Origin of the sequence: Capnocytophaga sp. oral taxon 324 str. F0483 (genome assembly GCF_000318315.2) — a bacterium.
Taxonomy (GTDB): domain Bacteria; phylum Bacteroidota; class Bacteroidia; order Flavobacteriales; family Flavobacteriaceae; genus Capnocytophaga; species Capnocytophaga ochracea.
The window spans coordinates 75,042-99,223 of the sequence record NZ_KB291536.1; the positions used below are offsets into that span (position 1 = coordinate 75,042).

At 34.4% G+C, this 24,182-nt stretch carries 16 protein-coding genes and 2 pseudogenes; 4 read left to right on the forward strand and 14 right to left on the reverse strand.

Going from position 1 to position 24,182, the window contains the following annotated elements; genetic code table 11:
- The 14 genes and pseudogenes from HMPREF9072_RS11275 to clpB all read right to left on the reverse strand — a co-directional run.
- A partial coding sequence (locus HMPREF9072_RS11275; protein ID WP_009411824.1) for a restriction endonuclease subunit S occupies positions 1-1,240 on the reverse strand: 1,240 nt, incomplete at its 3' end.
- 7 nt (positions 1,241-1,247) lie between these two features.
- Complete coding sequence (locus tag HMPREF9072_RS11280; RefSeq protein WP_009411825.1) at positions 1,248-2,873, reverse strand: class I SAM-dependent DNA methyltransferase; 1,626 nt, start codon at positions 2,871-2,873, stop codon at positions 1,248-1,250.
- A gap of 13 nt (positions 2,874-2,886) precedes the next feature.
- Entirely contained in the window at positions 2,887-5,973 is a 3,087-nt protein-coding gene (locus tag HMPREF9072_RS11285; RefSeq protein ID WP_009411826.1) for a type I restriction endonuclease subunit R, read from the reverse strand.
- Between the two features lie 41 nt (positions 5,974-6,014).
- Positions 6,015-6,611, reverse strand: a complete 597-nt coding sequence (locus HMPREF9072_RS11290) for a hypothetical protein (RefSeq protein ID WP_009411827.1) — start codon at positions 6,609-6,611, stop codon at positions 6,015-6,017.
- 22 nt (positions 6,612-6,633) lie between these two features.
- Positions 6,634-7,422, reverse strand: a complete 789-nt coding sequence (locus HMPREF9072_RS11295) for a relaxase/mobilization nuclease domain-containing protein (protein ID WP_009411828.1) — start codon at positions 7,420-7,422, stop codon at positions 6,634-6,636.
- Positions 7,415-7,864, reverse strand: coding sequence for a hypothetical protein (locus tag HMPREF9072_RS11300; protein ID WP_034566431.1), 450 nt, complete (start codon positions 7,862-7,864; stop codon positions 7,415-7,417). The genes HMPREF9072_RS11295 and HMPREF9072_RS11300 overlap by 8 nt, the downstream gene beginning before the upstream one ends.
- A gap of 100 nt (positions 7,865-7,964) precedes the next feature.
- On the reverse strand, positions 7,965-8,813 hold the full coding sequence (locus HMPREF9072_RS11305) for a toprim domain-containing protein (RefSeq protein ID WP_009411830.1): 849 nt from the start codon (positions 8,811-8,813) through the stop codon (positions 7,965-7,967).
- Between the two features lie 220 nt (positions 8,814-9,033).
- Positions 9,034-10,263 (reverse strand): annotated as a pseudogene (locus HMPREF9072_RS11310) (primase-helicase family protein).
- Positions 10,264-10,286: 23 nt separating this feature from the next.
- The gene (locus HMPREF9072_RS11315; protein ID WP_009411832.1) at positions 10,287-10,625 is read right to left on the reverse strand and encodes a helix-turn-helix domain-containing protein; all 339 of its coding nucleotides are present in this window, start codon (positions 10,623-10,625) and stop codon (positions 10,287-10,289) included.
- Between the two features lie 207 nt (positions 10,626-10,832).
- Positions 10,833-11,537 (reverse strand): hypothetical protein, encoded by a 705-nt coding sequence (locus tag HMPREF9072_RS11320; RefSeq protein ID WP_009411833.1) that lies wholly within the window; start codon positions 11,535-11,537, stop codon positions 10,833-10,835.
- Positions 11,538-11,547: 10 nt separating this feature from the next.
- Positions 11,548-12,770, reverse strand: a pseudogene (locus HMPREF9072_RS11325) (tyrosine-type recombinase/integrase).
- Positions 12,767-13,339 (reverse strand): AlpA family transcriptional regulator, encoded by a 573-nt coding sequence (locus HMPREF9072_RS11330; RefSeq protein WP_009411836.1) that lies wholly within the window; start codon positions 13,337-13,339, stop codon positions 12,767-12,769. Before HMPREF9072_RS11330 ends, HMPREF9072_RS11325 begins: the two are co-directional and overlap by 4 nt.
- A gap of 195 nt (positions 13,340-13,534) precedes the next feature.
- The gene (gene dnaK / locus HMPREF9072_RS11335; protein WP_034566433.1) at positions 13,535-15,439 is read right to left on the reverse strand and encodes a molecular chaperone DnaK; all 1,905 of its coding nucleotides are present in this window, start codon (positions 15,437-15,439) and stop codon (positions 13,535-13,537) included.
- A gap of 106 nt (positions 15,440-15,545) precedes the next feature.
- Positions 15,546-18,140, reverse strand: coding sequence for an ATP-dependent chaperone ClpB (gene clpB, locus HMPREF9072_RS11340; RefSeq protein ID WP_009411838.1), 2,595 nt, complete (start codon positions 18,138-18,140; stop codon positions 15,546-15,548).
- Between the two features lie 912 nt (positions 18,141-19,052).
- Here clpB and purE point away from each other — a divergent pair.
- Genes purE through HMPREF9072_RS11360 form a run of 4 tightly spaced genes read left to right on the forward strand, consistent with a single transcriptional unit; the run spans position 19,053 to position 24,075 of the window.
- Complete coding sequence (gene purE / locus HMPREF9072_RS11345) at positions 19,053-19,538, forward strand: 5-(carboxyamino)imidazole ribonucleotide mutase (RefSeq protein WP_009411839.1); 486 nt, start codon at positions 19,053-19,055, stop codon at positions 19,536-19,538.
- Positions 19,531-21,078 carry a glutamine-hydrolyzing GMP synthase gene (gene guaA, locus HMPREF9072_RS11350; RefSeq protein ID WP_009411840.1) on the forward strand — a complete coding sequence of 516 codons (1,548 nt, stop codon included), beginning with the start codon at positions 19,531-19,533 and terminating at the stop codon, positions 21,076-21,078. Before purE ends, guaA begins: the two co-directional genes overlap by 8 nt.
- A gap of 59 nt (positions 21,079-21,137) precedes the next feature.
- A complete protein-coding gene (locus HMPREF9072_RS11355) occupies positions 21,138-23,066 on the forward strand; it encodes a LysM peptidoglycan-binding domain-containing protein (protein WP_009411841.1) in 1,929 nt (642 codons plus the stop codon).
- Between the two features lie 19 nt (positions 23,067-23,085).
- Positions 23,086-24,075: an aspartate-semialdehyde dehydrogenase gene (locus HMPREF9072_RS11360; RefSeq protein WP_009411842.1), complete on the forward strand. Its 990-nt coding sequence runs from the start codon at positions 23,086-23,088 to the stop codon at positions 24,073-24,075.
- Positions 24,076-24,182: the final 107 nt, after the last annotated feature.

The window sequence follows — 24,182 nt, forward strand, 5'->3', positions numbered from 1 at the left end:
TCTGTCCATTCATTAACATAGGCAAGAGCCAATCGCGAAAGGATTGGAGGTACTGGATTTGTTTCTTAGATGAAACTATATTTTCAATTATACCTCTTAATTGTATGTCTAGTTTCTCTATAATTACTATAGTCGGGATAGGAATGTAACTATCTTTCAAATGATTAATTGTAATATGCCCCATAGTTGTTTTTCTCAATTCAGCCATCATCTTAAAATGTTGCAAATAATTTTTAAGTTCAAAAAAATAAAAACTCATAGGGAATTTATCAGATTTAACTTTAAAAATATGCTGATTTAACCCTCCTTTTCCTCCTACCCAAATTTTAACATCTAATGAAGCAGACCAAGAAAACAAAACATCACCATCATATATTATGTATTTTTTAGGAATGTCTGTTCTTACTTTTTCTGTATTTGAAGATATTCCTTCATTCATTTCCTTAATTTTAATTACAGGTAAAAATTCATTTTCGTTTGTAGGTCTGTATTTTTGGCAAGCAAGACCATTTATATAATGTGCTATTTCATATAAACTCTTCACGTGCCACCCCTCTGGAATTTCTCTCTTCAAAACCTCATTATACACCATTTTTCCACCACTAGATTTGTAAGGTTTTCCGTTTTCATCTGGAAAATCAAACTGCACAAACCAATAATCATAAATAGTTTTAGCTAATTCCGCTAAATTATCATTTATTTGATGCAGAAGCTGGATTTTTTTATCTATTACTGTAATTATATTTTCAATTTTCTGCTGGCTACTATAATCTCGGCTAGGAACTTTTATATTTTCAAAAGCAGAATTATAAAGTAAATTTTTAATTCCGCTTGTTTTACTCTCAAAATTAAAAAAAACGCCTGAATTATAGATGTTTTGAAGCAAATAGAAAACATATTTAGAAGAATATTCTTTTTTGATTTTCAATGCTCTACAAAAATTAGAACAGACTATATCTCTATCTATATTTTCTAAAAAAGCCACTCTCCCTGTGGATTGAGTAGGACTTCCTCCTGAAATTTCAATAATGATATTTCCTTTTTCTAAAAATTTATCTTTACTTGTTTCTTTCACATATCTAATAGGCAAATTTTCTGTTTTTCCTATATTCAAATCATTTATATCAGCACCTCTTACACAAAAAGCCTTGATTTTATGTTTTTCATCAGGAACTTCTTTTCCCCAATCACCAGAAATATCATTTTGTATAAAAACTTCTACACTTATATAGTTATCCATTTTTCAATCAATTATTAAACTTCAACTTTTTAAAATTCTCTAAAATTTCTTTGTCTAACTGATTACTTTGCTCAAAAAGTTTTGTCAGAGTAGTTTCAAAATTATTCATTTTTTTAGTAAATTCTTCAGCAGAAATTTCCACATACTCTATCTTGATTTCAAAATACTGTCCTGCCGAAAAACTATAGTTTTTAGCTTTAATTTCTTCTGCCGAAACCACTACCGAAAAATCTTCTATTGCTTGTTTTTGATTAAAAGTATCTATGATTTTTTGTTCTTCTTCGGCTGAAAGTACAGTCCGTTGGTTTTTGCCTTCTTTCACTGTTTCACCTAATTTAGAGGCGTCCATCAGAACTATTTTTTCGCTTCCGACGTTTTTATCTAAAACCAAAACAGAAACATTGGTACCTGTAGTGGCAAAAATATTACTCGGCATACTTATAACACCTCTAAGCCAACCTCTATCAATAAGCGCTTCACGGATTTTTTTCTCTATACCGCTTTGCGCTGTGATAAAGCCTGTAGGCACCACAATTGCCGCCTTACCTTTTTCGTTCAACGAATACATAATATGCTGAATAAAAAGCAAGTAAATAGCCATTTTTTCTTTCTTTTCCTTTGGAATATTAGGAATTCCTGCAAAAAAACGCTCTTGATTACTGTCTTTATCCAAATTATCTCTATAATCTGAAAAATCTAGTTTAAATGGTGGATTGGATACAATATAATCGAACTTCTGATTGAGATAGGAAGGTTCTAAAATAGTATTCCCTTTTACAATATTCGGAATAGAATAGGATAAATTATTGAGAATCAGATTAAGCCTAAGCATATTACTAGACTTTTGCGAAATATCTTCAGAATAAATTGTACAATTTTGTTCGCCAATAGCATGAGCTATATTCATCAATAAAGTACCTGAACCTGCCGATGGGTCATATACTTTTACATCTTTCACATCTTGTGCTTCTCCCATTAAAATAGATGCCATAATACGAGCCACTGCGTGGGGTGTATAATATTCTGCATATTTTCCACCACTATCAGAGTTATAATCCTTGATAAGATACTCAAAAATGGTAGCAAAAAAGTCGTATTTCTCTGAAAACATTTTTTCAAAACTGAAATTCACCAATTTATTAACCAATGCTTTACAGAAATTATCCCTTTGGGAAGCATCGGTAATGAATTGACTTAAATCATCAAACATTTTATCCTTTGCCCCAGAAGCCGATGTGATAGAATACAAACTAATATTCTCTTGACTGATATTACGAAGCGTTCCATCAAAATAAATTTCAGCAAAATTATTCTGATTCTGATTGTTATAGAGATGAGAAAGAAGCTGATTTGGTTTCAGATGTGGTGCTTTATTGCCGACACGAGCCAACAAAAACTGTCTTTTTGAATCTGGCATTTGCTCATATGCTGTCTGAAAATTTTCTGCAGAAGCAAGTTCTGGATTTACTTTTTTTACCTCATACGAAAATTTATCATTCAAATATTTATACAAAAATACTTGTGAAATGATTTTAAACTCATTCCCATCATTCCCTAAGCCATAATTAGCACAAACGCTCTTTAAGTCGTCTATTAGTTTTTTAGTTTCGGTAATATATTTTATATCTGTCATCTTTTATTTAAATTTATCTCCATGATTGCCACCCTTGTTGATATTCTGATATGATAAGATTGCTAATGTTCTGCACTCCCTCATAAGCTTTTTCATCTTCTTCTTTTATTAATTTATAAGAGTCCATAAAATGGATAATGATTTTTTGCATAATATCATTGGCAAAGAATTCTCTATTATTAATAATTTGACTGTTTCTAAGAACAATATCATCTACATTTTCTTTTGTTGCTAAAAGGGCTTCGTAGATTTGACTTTCTTTTTTATCTTTAAATTGATTGTTTTTCAAATCTTTATGCACACGAACATAGCGTTCATCGTTTTTATATTTTTCTTTTAGCAGAGTGTTTTTCCGGTTTATTTCTTTTACTTCATCATAGATTTTATCTAAAATTCTGATATGTTCCTGCATTCCTTCTTGTGTAGTTTCGTTTAGGTTTCTACTTCTAAAAATGCGTTCTAATTCCTCCTTAAGCGACACAAATTGTGGGTCTTTTGGGTCAAAATTCAATTGCATTTCCTCTCGTGTTCTGCGGAGTTTTTGTTGCAATTCATCAGCTATTTTTAGTTCGCTTTCGGATATTTTTACAAACTGAAAATAAATATCTTCAAGCGCTACATTTAGCAAATTAGAAATGGTTTCACCTTCGTTGATACTTTCGGTATATTTCAACATCTCCATTCGAGCTGAAACTATTTTTAGAAAATCATGCCAGAGAGAAAAATCTGCATTTTTCAGCAAATCTTCTTCGCCTTGCAAACGAATAATATTTCGGAGCTCCTTGGCATTGATGAGTTGCTTTAAAAGTTCTGAAAGACGCTTTTTATCATTGATTTCAGTAATTTGATTACTGAAATTTTCTCTATTTGTTGTATCGTAATGGAAGAGGGTTTCTTTGATTTCGGCTATTTCATTTTCTATTTCCGCTCTAGTTTTGAAAAGATTAGAATAATGTTCCATTTCATCACCCAACTCAGCCTTTAACTCCTCTAAATAATTATAATTTGCTTTTTCAAATTGAGCTGAGATATCCGCAAAATCTACTACAAATCCATATTTATAATTTTTATATGGACGATTTACCCTTGTGAGAGTTTGTAACAGATTGTGGTCTTTTACCACACGAGCCAAATACAATTTTTTCAACCTTTTAGCATCAAAGCCCGTGAGCAACATATTATAAACAAATAAAATGTCGATTTTCCCAATTTTAAAATCTTTGATTTCGCTTTCCCGCGTAACTTTATCATTTACATCATGCAGGATTAGTGATGCTTTTGTAGGGATAAATCTCGCTTTTCCACATAGCTCACTATCGTCTTGCTCAGAATTTTCTTTGGCATATTTTTCTTTAAACTGTTTATATAATTCTTTGGCTTGTTCTGAAGTGTCACACACTACCATTGCTCCGAGAGATTCATCTGCGTTTCTTTGTCGGAATTCTGTCAAATCATTTACAATATAATCTAACATTGGAGCTGTAAATTTTTCATGAGCGAAAATTTTACTTTTAGAAATCTCACCTGCTTTTACCGAAATTTGCTCCATTACTTCCTGCATCTTCATCTTGTACTCAGTATTTATTTCTTCGCGAATAAGACGAAGTGTATAACCATCAGCAATGGATTTATTATAGTAATATTTATGTATATAATCTCCAAAAAGTGTCTTGGAATCATAGTTTTTAGCTACCTCTTTCAGCAAAGGCGTTCCTGTAAGGGCTATTTTTATAGCGTTTTCATCTGATTTTAAAAGATTTAGAAAATAATCTCCTTTAGGATTAAAACTCCTATGTGCTTCATCTACAAAATAAATGCGCTGGATATTTACATCATAATCCGCTTTCTCTTCTGCGACACTATCTTCACTAAATTTTTGAATATTAACTACCGAAATTTCAGCTCCTCCAGAACTACCCATTACCACACTTGTAGATTTCATATTTTCCACAAAATCTTGTCGAGAATTTACTCGTTTCACTTCTAATCCTCGTTTAGCAAATTCCGACTGCGCTTGATCAGCTAAATCTAATCTATCCACCACGAAATAAAATTTAGGAATAACACCCTTTTTCTGAAAATAATCTGTCAGAAACTGCACATTATAATATGCCAAGGCTGTTTTTCCAGAGCCTTGTGTATGCCAAATTATTCCCTTTTTAATGCCTTCATTAAGTTTTTTTTCAATAGCGAATGTTGCAAAAATCTGTGGGTAACGCATTATGTGCTTTTGCCATTCTTGCTGTGCTGTGTCTTTGTTTTCCTCACGCACATAAGCTATTCCATATTTGAGCAAAAAAGCCAATCTTTTCTTATGAAATAACGAAGTAAGAACCCGATGTGTAGGTGAATTATAGTCTTTATTCTTGATAAATTCCGGTGAATATTTGATTTCAGCAATATTATTATCCTTTAATAGAAAATTCTCAACCTCTTCATTTTCAAGTTTTAAAATATGCGTCAAGTCTAATCTTTCTTCTTCACGAAAATAATTGAAATGAAGATTTCCATATGCCGAAGTACTGTAAAACACCCCCATAATAGGCTCTATTACACCATCTTCATATTCCATATTATTAGAAAAAATCATCAATTGTGTAATGTTGGCAAAAGTTTTAAAATGTTTTGCCCCAAAACGACGATTCATTCGATTGCGTTCAGCTATAATTCCTTCTCGGTTATTGGGTTTCTTAACCTCCACAAAAGCCAAAGGCATTCCATTAATTAAGATTGTAATATCTGGACGAAATTCCTCTTCTCCACTCTTATAAACTAATTCAGTAGTAAAATGGAATAAGTTTCTTTCAAAATTTTCAAAATCAATTAGTTTAATTCCACTTGAAGAAGTCAAACGCTGATAAAAATCTCTTCCTAAATCATCAAATTCTAAGGAAACACTAATCTCTTCCAAAAGTTTATTTACCTCATCATCAGATATATTAGGATTAATATTTTTAATCCCATCTCTGAATATTATTGGGAAAATATTATTTTTCTCAATACGATTAGAATGTTGATTTCGTGGGATATATTCATAATCAAGCCTTGCTAAATGCAAAAGGGCTGGGATTTTTACGCGTGAATCTTCATTGAAATACATAATAATTCTCTGTTGTTAGATGGCGCAAATATACGATTTTTTTACTTCGCTTCATACCCTTCCTTAAATTTTAAAAAATTGTTTCCTTGTTTTGGATTTCTCTCAATCCATTTATTGATAATTTCTGTATTCATTTTCAATCGATTAAATACTTCTATATCATAAAACTCTTTGCCTTCTGCTCTCATTTCTTTAAAAATTTGGCTTCTAATTTCTTCTTTGGTCTTTATACTTGTATCATACCATTGCTTAGAAAAATAAAATGATAAAAACATTACAATAATTGCTATTCCAAAACAACTAAAACTACCTATCAATAAATATTTTAATGACTTAGATTTCTTCTTAAAATGTTCTAATCTTGAAAGTGTATTTTCAGATAAATTTGTTTTAATACTCTTAGGAATAAACTTTACATTATTTTCAATCTGTTCGGAAACGGCTTTAAATGGAGTTTTAAAATCATTCATTTCATGATTTATTGAATTAGCTGAGCTTTCAAACTCCCAAACCAAATTTAAAATATCTTGATAAACAAAAACTACATCTGTTAGTTTTTCTATGTTATCCTCATTGCTCTTTATCACCTTGTTTAGTAATTCTAAACCATTATCCATTTCTTGTTTTTCTGTATTCATTTTTCTTAATTTTACATTTAGTTTAAGACCTTCTTCCTAGTCTATTTATTTCTTCTTTTTCTCTTTTTAGAATTGAACTATTTCGCTCCAGAATCTCTTTAATTTCTTTCATTTTGAGTTTATTAGTAATTTCAGAGAGTTTATACCCTGCTAAATATTCCCTTTTTGTTTCTGTATTAATATCTGAAAGTTTTACAATTCTCATTCCCGAAACGCCTACTTTTACATTTTCTGACAGTATTACTTTGTAACCCAATTTATCCATTTCACTAATCAATTCATCAAAATTAGAGGATTTTTTCAGAGATTTTTGTAGATTTTCAAGCATTTTCTCTTTCTTTTCTTTGCTGATTTCTACATCAGTTTTAAGATTCATATTTTTACAAATCTCCCTTACAGCTTGCCCGAATAATTCTCCTATTTTATGAGCTTTTATTGTGTTTTCTCCATGTGTATTTACTCTATTGACTATAAAATGAATATGTTTGTGTTTTGTAGAATTATGAATATCTAGTCGAATTTGATTGTCTTTTGTAACACCAACTTTTTGTAGAGCTTTCAGGGTAATATCTACCAAAACTTCATTAGAGATTTCATTTTCTTCACTTCTCTCAGGAGAAATATACCCCGTTAAAGCCCAATTCTTTACATTCTTATTTCGGTCTGCTACCACTTTCATCTCTTGAAATTGATTTTCAGCAGTATCGGATAACAAATTGCTGGAATATACCATTTCAGCTGTGCCTTTATCATTTCCATTGTATTGTAAAGCGATTTTGGAAATTCGTCTTGTTGTTGCAGAATTATTCATCTCGTACTCTATTTTGGTATAAATAATTGTAAATTAATTTAGTAACTCCTTCTATCTCTCTCATAATCTCAGCCTTATTCTCTAAACTTGAAAACTCACGATTTCGCAATAGATTCTTAATTCTATTAAAGTTATTCCCATAAGATAAAAGCACTTCATCAGTTTTAAATTCATTGACTTTCAATTCTTTTTCCGTTAAAACTAATCGAACATATTTAGAGATTTTGAGGTTTAGTTTTTCTGCTTTTGTTCTGAGAATTTCAAATTCTTTTTCAGTGAGTTTTGCAGAAATTGTTTTAAAAAAAAGAGCTGATTTTTTCTTAACTAATCCGCCTTTTTTACCAATAGTTTTGAAATGATTTTTCCTTTTTTCTTCTGCATCTTTTTGTTCTTGCTCTTGTTGAATCTTTGTTATGAAATTCGTTAGAAAATCTTGTTCCATTCTTTTATTTATTAATGTTTTTGACGATAGGAAAAAACCAAAAAGTCCCATTTTACATTAAGCCTCCCACGCTTTTTGTAAACAATGGGTACTTTTTGCACTAATATTGTAGCAAAGAGAATTTGCCCATTATAAAATCATTTAAATCTTTGTAGTTTTGATATAAAATTCTATTATCTTCAACATAAGGATTTAATCGTTTAACTTCATTTGTTGCTCTATTTCCTGCCTCATCATTATCAAAATATAATTCTATTTTCTCATAACTTTTAATGATTTTTTCAAGTTTAAAAATCATTGTAACAGAATTCAAAATCACATAATCTGATAGTGCTTTTTTGAGAGCTTTTTCCATTTGTTTAAAAGAAAGATAATCCATAAATCCTTCAAAAATCCGAAGGCAGCTTGAATTATTTTTCATTGTAGTAATGTCTTTTCTCCCAATACAAATTTTTGAATATTTATTCCTTACTTCATAACCATTAGCATCATTTTTGAAACCAATTCCAAAATATTTTTTATTAGATATTTTATAATAGATTTCTTTAAGCAAGTGAATGTTATTTTCAATTCTTCTTTCTTTTAAATATTGAATTAAGGCGTTGTGTTTAACCTCTGAAATAGATAATATTTCATATTTACTTTCATCCTTAGTTATATTGTACATTTGCTCCTTAAAAGAAAAATCAAATTGAGACAAATATTCTAAGGCTTGAGATACAGAACATAGTTTGATGCCCTGAACCAATGAGACTATATCGTATTTCTTTCCCGTTCCGAAGTCAAAAGCAATATTTTTTACAAAATTGACAAACAGACTGGGTGTTTTTTCTTCTCTATCGAAAGCAAAATAAAATGCTGCCTTAGAATTATCTTTGCTTGGGAAAAGAGAAAAACTTTCTAAAACATTTCTAATAGATATCTGAGTATTTGCTTGCTTACAATTCATATGTTATTATCTGGGTTTAATATATTTGTTTTTTCGTTGAATTGTTGAAAAAAGAATATAACCATCTTATCAAGTGTTCTTTATACACTCAACAAAAACTCAACAATTCAACAAAATAGGTTTATGATTATTCAACAATAGTTCAACAAAATTCAAGGATTTAAAATTTGTTGAATATTTTGTTGAATGAAATTTTAATTGTTTTTCAATGACTTGAGATTTAATTCAACAAATCAACGTATTTTTCAAGAATAAAATTTTTGGAAATTTTGAAGTACCTTCCCACAGAATTGTTCTGATAGAAATTTCCTGAATAGTCAATATCATAACGGGTGTAGGTTAATCCATTTTTTTGGGGTTCCAAATTCCATTTTTCTTTCAGTATATTTCTCACATCATTTCGGGAATAATGCAGCTAGCGGAACATTCTATTGAGCATATTTAAAATATCCTGAGGGACAACTTCTATTTCTGTTTCCTCATTTGATTCAAAAAACTCATAAAGAAGCTCTATCATCTTACATTCCAACTTATTTGAATTTTTGAGAATAAGTTTCTGAAGTGCTTTAGTTTTTATTTCTTCGGGAGCAAACCACATTCTACTTTTCTTTTCTGAATGGAATTTCCGATGAATTAAAAAACTTAAAAACAAAGGAATTTCTGTAATTAAATTTTGAAGAAACTCAGTATTTTCAAGCCTTATAGGATTAATTTTTAAGACCCAAAAACGAATTTCATTCTCATCAATTTGTATGAAATTTTCTTCATTATTAGAACAAAGAATAAATTTTCCAAAAAAGTCAATTTCCTCTCTGTCTTTGCCTTTATTTTCCAACTTGTCTTTATTAGTAGTGGAGAGATATTTTAGCCGTTCGGTGATTTCTTTTCGGTCGAAAAACACTTCATCAATGGCTATAATCAGCATTGAAGCCCAATCAGAATTAAATTGACTATTAAAAGAATCTCCCTTGATGTAAGTCATATTTCTTCCAAAAATTTCTTTCATCCATTTTAGAAAAGTGGTTTTCCCTGTAGCTCTTTCCTTGCTTACCAAACATAAAACAGGAAGAATTTGAGTAGGATTTTCCAGTAAAATCTTCAGATAATCTAGACCTAAGTCTACTTGATTTCCAAAAATATGTTGAATAAAAGAAATGGAAAATGGAATATCATTTATCGAGACCTCTGAAACGCTTGGCTGATAAGGGATTTCATTATAAATATTGTAGAAGTTTCTAATTGTTTTTTGATATTTCAAATGATTGGGAATACAGCAAAACCCATCATATTTCGGTATGTCATAGACATATCTCTTGCTGTGATCTTGGATAATAGTTTCCCTTGACCACTTAACGAGTGAAGTGATTTTGTCGCCAGAGATTTGTGGACGTTCTATAATTTTGTAATAGGTAGTGCCCACACGAATGTAAGGTATAAGTAATTCTTCCATATTGATACATTTTTACGTTAAAATTACTTGAACCTTTTTTCAGTTTTATGGGCTATTTCATCTATTTCTTGAATTGTCTTTCTTTTTCCTTGAGCAATCCAATCCAAAAGTTCATCTTCATAGAAATAGAGCTTTTTTCCATTTTTGTAATGTGGAATTTGTCGCTTTCTCACTAAAGTATAGACTGTAGGTTTAGCCTTTTTTATGATTGTGCAGGCCTGATCTATACTTATAGGATTCTTCTTGTTATTGATTTCTATTGTATCTTTATTTTTTACAATAGTCTTTAATTCTTCTATCTGATGAGATAGAAAAGCAACTGCTTTAGGCAGATTTTCAAATGAAATTTCGTTTGCGTTCATAATTTTGATATTTTAAAATCACGGTGCAAACTTAATAAGTGTTTTCTTTGTGATAAGAAAAACACGCAAAAACACACAAAAACATAGAAATCACAAGAGAATCACAGAAAAATCACAATAAAAACACTCTTTTTTATTATTTTTTTTGCTCATCGGGATTAGATAAATCTTCTTTGATTTTAACTATTCCTTTGTTTTCATCGTCTTTCAAATGGCTTTTATTGTTTTCACATCAACATCTGATAATTTTGTCGCAAAAATTACTTTCAAGAGTTTGACAATCATATCTTGTTTCCCAACTCTAAAGTGATTCCAAATACTCCAAGCGAAGTGATATAAATCAAGATTATTTAGTACCTTAATTTCTACTGATGGATATTTTGAAAAATCAGTCTCCCCTTTAGAATAATCTATTATAGCAGCACAAATATTTTCAATTTCTTCATTTGAACAATATAAAGAAAAAGTTTCTGTTATATATTCTTTAGCAATATTAAATTTGTGTTTTTTGTTTTGTGCTTTTCTTATGCTAACATCATTTATATTATCATTAATTATATCTGAAGAAGCCCTATTTACAGGGATACTATCATGAAAAACTGTATTAGCAGGGATAATATTAGCTGGAATAGTATCTTTTGTTTTATGAAGTAATGTATTAATATTTATAACTTTTTTAGAGTTTATTTTATTTTTAATAAAGTATGAAATTTCCATCAGAAGTAACTGAAAATTACAATAAATAAAAACTACTAACAATATAATTGTAATCATAATCATTGTAACAATCGTTTTAGTTTCATAAACTTCAAATTTCATCATAAAAGGTATTATTATCTCTATTAACGTAACTATAATAATCGCTAATTCTCTTGATCCCCAAATTAAATATCTTTCTTGTATCATATTCATAGTTTTACAATTAAAAATTCAACTTAATAACTTCTGCTGCTTTTATTTTATTTTCATCAATTACTTTTGCATATACTTGAGTTGTTTTTACATTTGTATGCCCTAGCATTTTGCTTACAGTATAAATGTCTGTACCGTTAGCTAATTGCAAGGTTGCAAATGTGTGTCTAAAACAGTGAAAAGTAATATTCTTGTGAATACCTGCTCTTGCAATCCACTTTTTCAAAGGGCGAGAAATCCAAGCAGGATCAGGCAAATTCTCAAAAACCAAATCATCTAGGTCTCTTCTCTCTCCACATAATTTCAAGGCTTGTTTTGAAATGGGTTTATATTCTACTCCTTTGGTTTTCTTCTGAGTTCTATTTTGTCATTATCTTCTATGATTTCTTTCCATTTTAACCTTTGAATATCTGAGAGTCTTAATCCTGTGAGAGCAGAGAAAAGTGAAGCTCGTTTTAAAATATCATTATCACAAGGTGTCTTTGCTAAAATATTTAATTCTTCTTCTGAGAAATACTCTCTTCTTGACTCTCTATCGGCAATACCTTTTATTTTTCCTGATAAATCTGATAAAAAATATCCATCAATAAAAGCTTGTTTTAGAATAGCTTTGAAAATAGAAAAATATGTTGCCGATGTATTGACAGAGATAGTTCCCTTTTTATTTCCTCCACAAAGTACTGATAATAAGAAATTTCTAAAATCTTCTGAAAATTTCATATCAACTTGTGCGAATTTCACTCTTCCCCCTGAAAATAATTTTAAAAGTTCTATTACTCTTTTCCAATTTATGCGAATTGCATCTGAACTATTTTTATGTCGCTTCTTCAATAGCTTTTCACTATATGAGACAAAATCTTCATCTAATAATTCTTTTTGCTTTAATTGTTGATTATCTCCTAATAAAATTTGCTCATCATATTCTTTTTGTAATTTCCTACGAATTGCATCAGCAAATAACATTGTCTCTTTATTCAAATCACTTTTACAAATGATTACTCCATTTTCATCTCGCTTTGGTTTATAGGAGACATTTCCTTTATCATCAGTTTTTGCTGAGCGAGTTTTGTCAAAAACTACAGAACTAACACTTCTATTGAGATATTCTCTGACTCTTTTAGGTGTTTCTTCATTTGCTTCATAAACAGGATAAGACTCCACGTAAACATACCATTCTTTCTTAAACTCTGCCTTACGAAGTCTTACTGTACATTTTGTGGGTTTTACTTTCATTGTCTAATAAATATTTTATCAATTTCAACCTTTGGAACATATACAAATTTCCCTATTTTTTCCTTAGGAATATTAAATCTTTCTATGATGCTATTTACTGTCGAAGGATTTGCTGCAAACTTTTCACTCACTTGCGAAAGCGTATAGCAATCTTCTTTTTTATATTTTTTAGGAAGTTCTTTTTCTTGTTTATCATTTTCATTTATAATAATTGGAGATAAAAGTTTTTCTAATTCTGTTTTATTTATTCTCGTAAGTCGTTCTCCCAAATTCACACTACAAATGACATTTCGCTTAATCAATCTATGAATAGAACTTTTTGAAATTCCAAATAAAACAACTGCCTCACTTACAGAAATTAATTCTCTATGTTGCAGAATAGCAATCTTATCTGCATATTTTTCTAAAACTTTTTCTTTTTTCTGTAATTCCAGCTCTCGCTTTTTTTGTTCTTTCCTATTTTTATCAGCACATGAATGCGAGCAAAAACGAGTTGTTATTGTTTTTGCCTCAAATGGTTTCTGACATTGTTCACAAACCTTTGGTATTTTCAGTTTACTAAATCCCATTTTATACTATTAAGAATCATAAGCGTTTTAAGAACCACATTGTAGTAAATTAAGACCCGATACAAATATGGTACAAAATTATGATTAAAAAATGAGAAAAACAAATATTTTTGATTAATTAAAAAATAGAAAAACCACTATAAACTAAGTGTTTATAGTGGTTTTTAATATTTATTAGTTGTTAATAACTAATCTCTATTTTACTTCTTCGAAATCTACGTCTTGAACGTTGTCTGTATTGACGTCTTGTGCCCCACCAGTGTTAGGTTGCTCTTGTGCGGTAGAGCTACCACCTCCCTGTTGGGCTTTGTAGATGTCCTCAGAGGCTTGTTGCCAAGCAGTATTGATTTTGCCCAAAGCAGTTTCAATAGAGCTGAGGTCTTTGTTATCGTAAGCTGTTTTAAGTTCGCTAAGAGCAGTCTCAATAGCGCCTTTCTTGTCGGCTGGGATTTTATCGCCAAACTCTTTGAGTTGTTTTTCAGTTTGGAAAATCATCGCATCAGCTTCGTTGAGTTTATCTACTTTTTCTTTGGCTTTCTTATCAGCTTCGGCATTGGCTTCGGCTTCGCGTTTCATCTTCTCGATATCTTCTTTTGAGAGTCCAGAAGATGCTTCTATACGGATATTGTGAGACTTGCCTGTACCTTTATCAGTTGCCGATACGTTGATGATACCGTTAGCATCGATATCGAAGGTAACCTCAATTTGTGGTACGCCACGTGGGGCAGGTGGAATGTCATCTAAGTGGAAACGACCGATAGTCTTGTTGTCGTTTGCCATAGGTCTTTCACCTTGCAATACGTGAATTTCCACACTCGGCTGATTGTCGGCAGCAGTTGAGAACACTTGCGATTTCTTAGTAGGGATAGTGGTATTGGCTTCTATCAGTTTAGTCATCACACCCCCCATAGTTTCAATACCCAAAGAAAGAGGAGTAACGTCCAAAAGCAATACATCTTTCACATCACCAGTAAGTACGCCTCCTTGAATAGCGGCTCCAATGGCTACTACCTCATCAGGGTTTACGCTCTTATTAGGTTTTTTGCCAAAGAATTTTTCAACGGCTTCTTGTACGGCAGGAATACGAGTAGAACCACCTACTAAGATTACTTCGTTGATATCACTTACGCTGAGACCTGCATTTTCTAACGCTTTTTTGCAAGGTTCAATTGTGCGTTTTACTAGGTCGTCGATAAGTTGTTCAAATTTAGCACGGCTGAGCTTGCGTACTAAGTGTTTAGGACCTGAAGCTGTAGCAGTGATATAAGGCAAGTTGATTTCGGTTTCAGTAGTTGAAGAGAGTTCAATCTTAGCCTTTTCAGCAGCTTCTTTAAGACGTTGCAACGCCATAGGGTCTTTACGAAGGTCGATTTGTTCTTCTTTTTCAAACTCTTCAGCGAGCCAGTTGATGATTTTTTCATCTACATCATCACCTCCTAAGTGGGTATCACCATCAGTAGCGAGTACTTCAAACACGCCATCGCCAAGTTCCAAGATAGACACATCGTGAGTACCACCACCAAAGTCGAATACAACAATCTTATGGTCGCTATGGTCTTTATCCAAGCCATAAGCCAATGCAGCGGCAGTAGGTTCGTTGATAATACGTTCTACTTTTAAGCCTGCGATTTCACCTGCTTCTTTAGTAGCTTGACGTTGAGCGTCGTTAAAGTAAGCTGGTACAGTAATTACCGCGCTTGTTACGGGTTGTCCTAAGAAGTCTTCTGCAGTTTTCTTCATCTTTTGAAGAATCATAGCTGAGATTTCTTGTGGAGTATACAAACGTCCGTCTATGTCCACACGAGGAGTATCGTTGTCGCCACGCACTACTTTATAAGGTACACGAGCGATTTCTTTTTCCAATTCAGAAAACTTGTTCCCCATAAAACGCTTGATAGAATATACCGTGTTTTTAGGGTTGGTAACTGCCTGACGTTTGGCAGCGTCACCTACTTTTATTTCGCCACCTTCGGTAAAAGCTACCACTGAAGGGGTTGTGCGTTTACCTTCGGCATTGGTAATCACCACGGGGTCATTACCTTCCATTACAGAAACACAAGAGTTTGTGGTTCCTAAGTCAATACCTATAATCTTACTCATATTAATATTATCGTTTTTTAAGTTCAACATTATTTTTGTAAGCCTTACGCTTACGCAGTTAATTGCAGTCAATCACTGTGCCAAAAGATTAAAAACTGACAAATTGTCATTTTTGACTATTCCTAAATACCAATTGGTTATCAAAAGCATCTAATAAGATGACAGCATCGCGTTGTACTGTGCCACTCAAAATTTCTTTGGAAAGCTTGTTAAGCACTTCTTTCTGAATGATACGTTTCACTGGACGAGCACCAAACTGAGGGTCAAAACCTTTTTGTGCTAAGTAATCAATAGCCTCATCGGTAGCATCGAGCAAGATGCCTTCTTTGGCAACCATACGGAACACTGATTGCAATTGCAAACGCACAATACTACGAATATTGTTAGCGTTGAGCGGTGTGAACATTATAATGTCGTCTATACGGTTCAAAAACTCAGGACGTACAGTTTGTTTGAGGAGTTGTAACACCTCGTCACGTGACTCGTCGATAGCGCGCTCGGTATCCTTAGGATACTTTTCAAAAGTTTCCTGAATGATATGGCTACCCATATTGGAGGTCATAATGATAATCGTATTCTTAAAGTCGGCGGTACGACCTTTGTTGTCAGTAAGCCTACCTTCGTCGAGTACTTGCAACAAGATGTTGAATGTATCGGGGTGAGCTTTTTCGATTTCGTCTAAAAGGATTACGGAATATGGACGGCGACGCACAGCTTCAGTAAGCTGACCACCTTCGTCATAACCCACATATCCTGGAGGCGCACCTACTAATCGGCTAACAGCGTGTTTCTCTTGGTATTCGCTCATATCTATACGCGTCATTGCATTTTCATCGTCGAATAGATACTCGGCTAAGGCTTTGGCAAGTTCGGTTTTACCTACCCCCGTAGTTCCTAAGAAAAGGAATGAACCTATAGGACGACGTGGGTCTTGCAAACCAGCACGACTACGGCGTATGGCATCGGAAACTGCCTCGATGGCTTCTTCTTGACCTACTACACGACGATGCAATTCTTTTTCTAAGTTCAACAGCTTTTCGCGTTCGCCTTGTAACATTTTAGCTACAGGTATACCTGTCCATTTTGCTACTACTTCAGCGATGTCTTCGGCGGTTACTTCTTCTTTTACAAGAGCATTTTCGTGTGATTTGCTGTCTAAATTCTTTTGCAATTCTACTAACTTGTCTTCTGCTTCTTTGATTTTGCCATAACGCAATTCGGCTACTTTACCATAGTCGCCTTCACGTTCAGCTCTATCGGCTTCCAAACGGTATTTCTCAATAGCTTCCTTAGTGGTTTGCACTTCATCAATTACGCTTTTTTCACTCTGCCATTTAGCATTGATAGCGTTACGTTCTTCTTTAAGATTTGCCAAATCTACATATAGCATTTTGAGCTTATCTTCGTCTTTCTCACGTTTGATAGCCTCAATTTCTATTTCAAGTTGCATTATCTTGCGGTCGAGTACGTCTAACTCTTCGGGTTTAGAATTGATTTCCATACGGAGCTTGGCAGCTGCCTCGTCCATTAGGTCTATTGCCTTATCGGGTAAGAAACGATTAGTAATATAGCGTTCAGAAAGTTCTACTGCTGCGATAATCGCCTCGTCTTTGATACGTACTTTGTGGTGAGTTTCGTATTTTTCTTTGATACCACGCAATATTGAGATAGCACTTTCGGTATCAGGTTCGTCTACCATTACCTTTTGAAAACGACGTTCGAGAGCTTTGTCTTTCTCAAAGTACTTTTGGTACTCATCGAGAGTAGTGGCACCAATGGCACGGAGTTCACCACGTGCTAAGGCAGGTTTTAAGATATTAGCAGCGTCCATAGCACCTTCGCCTCCTCCTGCTCCCACAAGGGTATGAATTTCATCTATAAACAGAATGATATTGCCATCGGATGAGGTAACCTCTTTCACTACCGATTTGAGTCGTTCTTCAAACTCACCTTTGTACTTCGCACCTGCGATAAGGGCACCCATATCGAGGGAGTAAATTACCTTGTCTTTTAGGTTTTCAGGCACGTCACCCTTCACAATACGGTGCGCTAAGCCTTCGGCTATAGCCGTTTTACCTACCCCAGGTTCACCCACCAACATAGGGTTGTTCTTGGTACGACGTGAAAGAATTTGCAATACACGACGTATTTCCTCATCACGACCAATCACAGGGTCGAGTTTCCCGCTATCAGCTAACTGATTAAGATTTTTGGCGTATTTGTTGAGCGAATTGTAAGTATCTTCAGCTGAAGCCGAAGTTACGCGTTCGCCTTTGCGCAATTCTTGAATAGCTTTCTCCAACTCTTTTTCACTCACGCCTTGGTTTTTGAGGGCTTGGGCGATTTTACTGTTTGATTTGAAGATAGCCAATATAAGGTGTTCTAAGGATACATATTCGTCGTTCCATTTTTTAGCGATGTTAGTAGCTTCGTTGAGCATAGTGTTTGCTTCGCGTGAGAGCCCCATATCGCCACCGCTGACTTTGGCAAAGCCTTGCAAAGCAGTTTCTAACTGTTTATTTAATTGCTCGCGGTTGATATTCAATTTTTTAAATAGGAAAGGCAATACGTTCTCATCTACTTGCTCAATAGCTTTGAAGAAATGTTCGTTTTGCAATTCCTGGTGCCCATACTGTTGGGCTATTTGCTGAGCGGTTTGTACCGCTTCTTGCGCTTTGATAGTAAAGTTATTAAAATTCATATATTTTCAATTTAGTGTGTTCAACATTTTATGATTTGTTCACTCCCAATAGGGCAAGAGTTGTGCCAACAGCTTTTAACTGACAAAAAGATAGTTTTTTAAAAGGTTTTTTATACCAAATGTAATATTAAATAGGAATCTAAAAATAATTAACAATCTGATTATTATTTAATAATAACTACTTGATTAGAAATGTGTAACAAATGACAAAGTGTCAGTTAGTAATTAAATCTCTGTTCATTAACGAGTAGGTACTGATACCTATCTATTTTTGAAGCTAAAAAGTAATAGTGCCTCTACTTCAAAACACTTACCGAAAATATGAGGTGGAATGAAAAAAGTTACTTGGCAGGTTGGAGGTTTCGGAAGATAACGGAGGGATTCGGAAGAGGAAATTTAGGTGAAAGGTAAAAAACAAGAGGTAAAGTAGCTGTTGAGAGGGTGGTGATAGCTTATAGAGAGCTTATAGGAAGCTTATACGAATCTTGGAAGATAGATATAGAAAGGGTATATAAGTAGTTAATAATGAGGGGTTAAGAATGAGTAGAAAAAAGAGATTTAAGCAGATTTAAAGTAGAAGAAAAACGAAAATAAGGGAAAGAAGTAATCTTTTTAAAAGGGGAGTGTGGCGATACAAAAATGTGAGATGAGCAAAGGTAAATAGAAAAATAAGCATACTTCAAGAGGAAAAAATATAGATAGCTATTAGACTAAAAGACAAGGCGTATTTGCAGAAAGCGCAAAGACAAATTTAATATTACAATACCCCAAATACTAATAATACCAAATTAATGACGAGTTGCGAAAGGCGAATGACAAGGTTGCAGGGAAGTAGCACGGGGAAACAAAATATAAAGCCTTTATATTGTGAATTGATATTTTTTTGTACCTTTGCACCAAAATATAGACAAAATGAAAGTAGCTGTGGTAATGGGAAGCAAGAGTGATTTGCCTGTGATGCAGGACGCTATTGATATCCTCAAGTCCTTTGGTATCACAACTGTGGTAGACATCGTGTCGGCGCATCGCACGCCTGAAAAGCTGATGGAGTTCAGTAAGAACGCTCATAAAAAAGGCATTCAGGTAATTATTGCAGGAGCAGGAGGTGCAGCTCATTTACCTGGTATGGTCGCCTCGATGTCGCCTTTGCCTGTGATAGGTGTGCCGGTGAAAAGCAGTAACTCTATTGACGGTTGGGATTCTATCCTTTCTATCTTACAAATGCCTGGCGGAGTGCCTGTGGCTACCGTAGCTTTAAATGCTGCTAAGAACGCAGGTTTATTAGCCGTGCAAATATTAGCAAGTACCGACGCTATGCTCTTGCAAAAAATGATTGATTATAAAGAAAATTTGAAACAAGCGGTGCTTACTGCCGCAGCAACCCTCGACGATGAATAAAGATACTTTTCAGGGCTCACGTCTTTTATTATTAGACTTTGGCTCGCAATACACCCAACTTATTGCACGCCGTGTGCGCGAATTGAACGTGTATTGCGAAATGCACCCCTACAACCATTTGCCTGAGAACTTAGAAGACTTCTCGGCAGTGATACTCTCAGGTTCGCCTTATTCGGTGCGTAGTGCAGAAGCCTTGCACCCAAACCTATCAGCACTGAAAGGTAAAATGCCTCTTTTGGCAGTATGTTACGGAGCGCAGTATTTGGCACACTTTGGCGGTGGTGAAGTAGCCCCTTCGAACATACGAGAGTACGGGCGTGCTCACCTTACCTATATTAAGCCTAATGAACCTCTTTTTGAAGGGATTGCAGAAGGAAGTGTAGTGTGGATGAGCCATAGTGACACTATCAAACAATTGCCTACTGGGGCGGTTTGTTTGGCGAGTACTCCTGATGTAGTGAACGCGGCTTATCGCATAGAAGGAGAAGAAACCTACGCAATTCAGTTTCACCCCGAAGTGACCCACTCAGCCGATGGAATGAAGCTATTAGCTAACTTCCTTTTCAAAATAGCGAAACTTACCCCTAATTGGACGTCCGACAACTTTGTAGAGATGACGGTTGCCCAGCTAAAAGCACAAGTGGGTAATGAGAAAGTGATATTAGGCTTATCGGGAGGAGTAGACTCTACGGTAGCTGCTGTATTACTTAACAAAGCGATTGGCAAGCAATTACATTGTATTTTTGTAAATAATGGACTCTTGCGCAAAAACGAGTTCGAAAACGTACTGAAACAATATGAGGGTATGGGACTGAACGTGAAGGGTGTAGATGCCTCATCGCGTTTCCTTACTGCCTTAGCAGGCAAAACCGACCCCGAGGAAAAACGCAAAACCATAGGGCGCGTTTTTATTGAAGTATTTGATGATGAGGCTCATAAAATTACCGATGCTCAATGGTTGGCGCAAGGCACTATTTATCCTGACGTGATTGAATCACTATCAGTAAAGGGACCTTCAGCGACTATCAAATCACATCATAACGTAGGAGGCTTACCCGACTATATGAAATTGAAAGTAGTAGAGCCTTTGCGTATGCTCTTCAAAGATGAAGTGCGAAGAGTAGGACGCAGTTTAGGCATCAGCGATGAACTATTAGGCAGACACCCTTTTCCAGGACCTGGATTGGCTATCCGCATTTTGGGAGATATTACTGCCGAAAAGGTAACTATTTTGCAAGAAGTAGATGCTATATTCGTCAACGCACTGAAAGAAAATAACCTATACGACAAAGTGTGGCAAGCAGGGGCTATTTTACTGTCTATCAACAGTGTGGGAGTAATGGGAGACGAACGTACCTACGAGCGTGTGGTAGCCTTGCGCGCTGTGGAAAGCATAGACGGTATGACGGCAGATTGGGTAGACTTACCTTATAAATTTTTGCAAAAAGTGTCTAACGATATTATCAATAAGGTGAAAGGCGTAAACCGTGTGGTGTACGATATCAGCAGTAAACCGCCTGCCACGATAGAATGGGAATAGACAATAAACAATTTAGAATTATCAATTAACACTAAAAAATTAAATCATAAGACAATATTATGAAACAACTTTTTACATTAGCTTTGTTATTGTGCTTAGGAGTTGCCTATGCACAACCGCAAACGTACACAGCAAATAACTATGAAAGTATTGAAAATATAGCTAAGACCTATCGCTTTTCGCCTGCTGACATCTTAAAACTCAATCCAGGGCTTAAAGATGGAGTACAAAAGGGAATGACTATCAATATTCCTATCAGTAAAGTGAAGCATTACAATACCCAACGTCCTGTAGGGTTTACGACTCACTTGGTAAAAGGAGGTGAGACTTTCTTTGGTCTGTCGCAAAAATACAACATCACTATTGATGATTTAAAGCGTTATAATTTAGACCTCTATATAAGAGAGTTACAAGAGGGTGAGCGCATTACTATTCCACTATTTAGCAAAACAGCTGAAATGGTACAGAAAAGCGTACAAGGACAAAAGCGGTACGTAGTAAAACCGCAAGAAACACTTTGGCGCATTGCTAAAAATCACAATGTGAGTGTAGAGGAATTGGAAAAGCTGAACAAAAACGAAAAAGGTTTCAACCCTAATAGTATAAGAGAAGGGCAAGAAATCTGGGTGCCAGCCTCTTCTACCGATAGTACAGAGCCTGAACCACCAGCTCGCCCTAATACTAAGAAAGAAGTGGTGCTTTATCTTGTGGAGAGAGGGGAAGGATTTTACAGCTTAGAACGCAAGTTCGGTTTATCGGAAGCTGAGCTTGTGAAACTAAATCCTAGTCTTAAAGATGGATTAAAAAGCGATGCTCAAATATGGATACCCAAAGAGAATTACGAACACTATAAAAGTGCTTCACTGAATAATACAGCAAACTACAACTTTCAGAATTCTAACAATACCTTGCGTTCAGCATCTTCACCAGCCAATGTGAAGGAGATATCTTATATTTTACCTTTTAAACTATCAGATGTCAGCACTGGGCAAGTTGCTATTATAAAATCTAGACTTACTGAAAATAAACTAACTCCTGTGGCTACCGATTTCTATTCAGGAGCTCTAATAGCTTTGGACTCTCTTCAAAAAATGGGATATAAGTTTAAAGTGAACGTATACGATAGTGAAGGAGACTTAAAGAAGATAGCTTCTAACGCTTCAGTACAGAACTCACAAGTAGTAATAGGTCCTTTTACCACCAAATCGTTTAATACTTTAGCCTCATTGGTTACAAGTAACAATACGATATTATTAGCTCCTTTATCTAATAAGAATATAACTCTCAATCCTAATGTGTATCAGACCTTACCGAACGATGAGGTGTTGCAAGCACAAATGATTGACTATCTCAACAAAAACTATTCAGATGAGAATATGATTATCTTAGCTGATAGCAAGAATAGTTCTTTACGTGAGAAATTAGAGCGTTCATTCCCTAATGCTAAGGTAGTAACTGAAATGTCGGCTAATGGATTTGTTAATGCTCTAAACTACAACAAGGAAAATGTAGTGTTATTACAGTCGAATGATATAGGTTACGTGTCGATGGCAGTGCGTTTGTTGCACAATGCGCTTAAATCTAAAAGGAACAACACCTTCCCTAAGATTATGTTGGCGACTGTGGATAGAGGTTCAGTATACGATTCTAATAACCTTTCTAACAACCAGCTATCCGATTTACGTTTTACTTATCCTACTGTAAATAAATATTCTAATGGAACAGATAGTTTTTCTGCGCGATATTTAAAGACTTATGGTATTCTACCTAATAAGTATGCTATTCGCGGGTTTGACCTTACTATGGATGCTGTATTGCGTTTGGGAGTATCGGGCAATCTTACCAGTGCCAATACACGTATAGGAGAGACTTCTTACTTAGAGAATAAATTTGCCTACCTAAAAAATTTCTATAAAGGTGGTGGCTATGAAAACCAAGGCGTATATATTGTACAGTATGACAATATGGAAGTAAAAGAATTAAAATAAAACAAAATTATAATTAAAAATGAGAGTAGCAGTAGTAGGCGTTACCGGAATGGTAGGTAACGTGATGTTAGAAGTACTTGCAGAACACAAATTTCCTGTAACTGAATTAATTCCCGTAGCATCAGAGAAGTCAGTAGGGAAGAAAATCACTTTTCAAGGAACTGAATATACTGTGATAGGTTTACAACAAGCCGTATCGCTCAAACCCGATTTAGCTCTTTTTTCAGCAGGAGCTACCGTCTCTAAAGAATGGGCACCTAAGTTTGCCCAAGTAGGGACAACAGTGGTAGATAACTCATCGGCGTGGCGTATGGACGACACTAAAAAATTGGTAATTCCTGAAATCAATGCCGATGTGCTTACGAAAGACGATAAGATTATTGCAAACCCCAATTGTTCTACGATACAGATGCTCGTAGCTTTAGCCCCTTTACAAAAGAAATACGGTATCAAGCGCGTGGTAGTCTCTACTTACCAATCGATTACAGGTACAGGAGTGAAAGCCGTACGCCAGTTAGAAAACGAATACAAAGGAGAAAAAGGCGAGATGGCTTATCATTACCCAATACACCGCAATGTGATTCCTCATTGTGACGTGTTTGAAGATAATGGTTATACCAAGGAAGAAATGAAATTGGTGCGTGAAACTAAAAAGATACTCCGAGACGACAGTATTGCGGTAACGGCTACAGCGGTGCGCATACCGGTAGTAGGCGGACATAGTGAAGCGGTGAATGTAGAATTGAAAAAGGATTTTAATATTGATGAAGTACGTGCGCTCTTAGCACAATCGCCTGGTATTAAGGTGCAGGATAACACTGATACGAATACTTACCCTATGCCACTGTACGCTCACGGAAAAGATGACGTATTTGTAGGGCGTATCCGTCGTGACGAGTCACAACCTAATACTCTTAACTTATGGGTAGTAGCTGATAACCTGCGCAAAGGAGCTGCTACTAATACCATACAGATTGCTGAGTATCTTATCGCACATAAACTGTTGTAGTAATGGTGATGTATTTGAAAAGTATTAATGCTTAGAAAATATAAAAAAGTGTTACATTGATAATAAGAAAATAAAATATATAAAATTTTACAAACTTAGTAATCAAT

Coding starts and splice junctions, on each gene's coding strand:
- HMPREF9072_RS11280 (WP_009411825.1), bottom strand. CDS start 2,873: ATGACAGATATAAAATATATTACCGAAACTAAAAAACTAATAGACGAC.
- HMPREF9072_RS11285 (WP_009411826.1), bottom strand. CDS start 5,973: ATGTATTTCAATGAAGATTCACGCGTAAAAATCCCAGCCCTTTTGCAT.
- HMPREF9072_RS11290 (WP_009411827.1), bottom strand. CDS start 6,611: ATGAATACAGAAAAACAAGAAATGGATAATGGTTTAGAATTACTAAAC.
- HMPREF9072_RS11295 (WP_009411828.1), bottom strand. CDS start 7,422: ATGAATAATTCTGCAACAACAAGACGAATTTCCAAAATCGCTTTACAA.
- HMPREF9072_RS11300 (WP_034566431.1), bottom strand. CDS start 7,864: ATGGAACAAGATTTTCTAACGAATTTCATAACAAAGATTCAACAAGAG.
- HMPREF9072_RS11305 (WP_009411830.1), bottom strand. CDS start 8,813: ATGAATTGTAAGCAAGCAAATACTCAGATATCTATTAGAAATGTTTTA.
- HMPREF9072_RS11315 (WP_009411832.1), bottom strand. CDS start 10,625: ATGAACGCAAACGAAATTTCATTTGAAAATCTGCCTAAAGCAGTTGCT.
- HMPREF9072_RS11320 (WP_009411833.1), bottom strand. CDS start 11,537: ATGAATATGATACAAGAAAGATATTTAATTTGGGGATCAAGAGAATTA.
- HMPREF9072_RS11330 (WP_009411836.1), bottom strand. CDS start 13,339: ATGGGATTTAGTAAACTGAAAATACCAAAGGTTTGTGAACAATGTCAG.
- dnaK (WP_034566433.1), bottom strand. CDS start 15,439: ATGAGTAAGATTATAGGTATTGACTTAGGAACCACAAACTCTTGTGTT.
- clpB (WP_009411838.1), bottom strand. CDS start 18,140: ATGAATTTTAATAACTTTACTATCAAAGCGCAAGAAGCGGTACAAACC.
- purE (WP_009411839.1), top strand. CDS start 19,053: ATGAAAGTAGCTGTGGTAATGGGAAGCAAGAGTGATTTGCCTGTGATG.
- guaA (WP_009411840.1), top strand. CDS start 19,531: ATGAATAAAGATACTTTTCAGGGCTCACGTCTTTTATTATTAGACTTT.
- HMPREF9072_RS11355 (WP_009411841.1), top strand. CDS start 21,138: ATGAAACAACTTTTTACATTAGCTTTGTTATTGTGCTTAGGAGTTGCC.
- HMPREF9072_RS11360 (WP_009411842.1), top strand. CDS start 23,086: ATGAGAGTAGCAGTAGTAGGCGTTACCGGAATGGTAGGTAACGTGATG.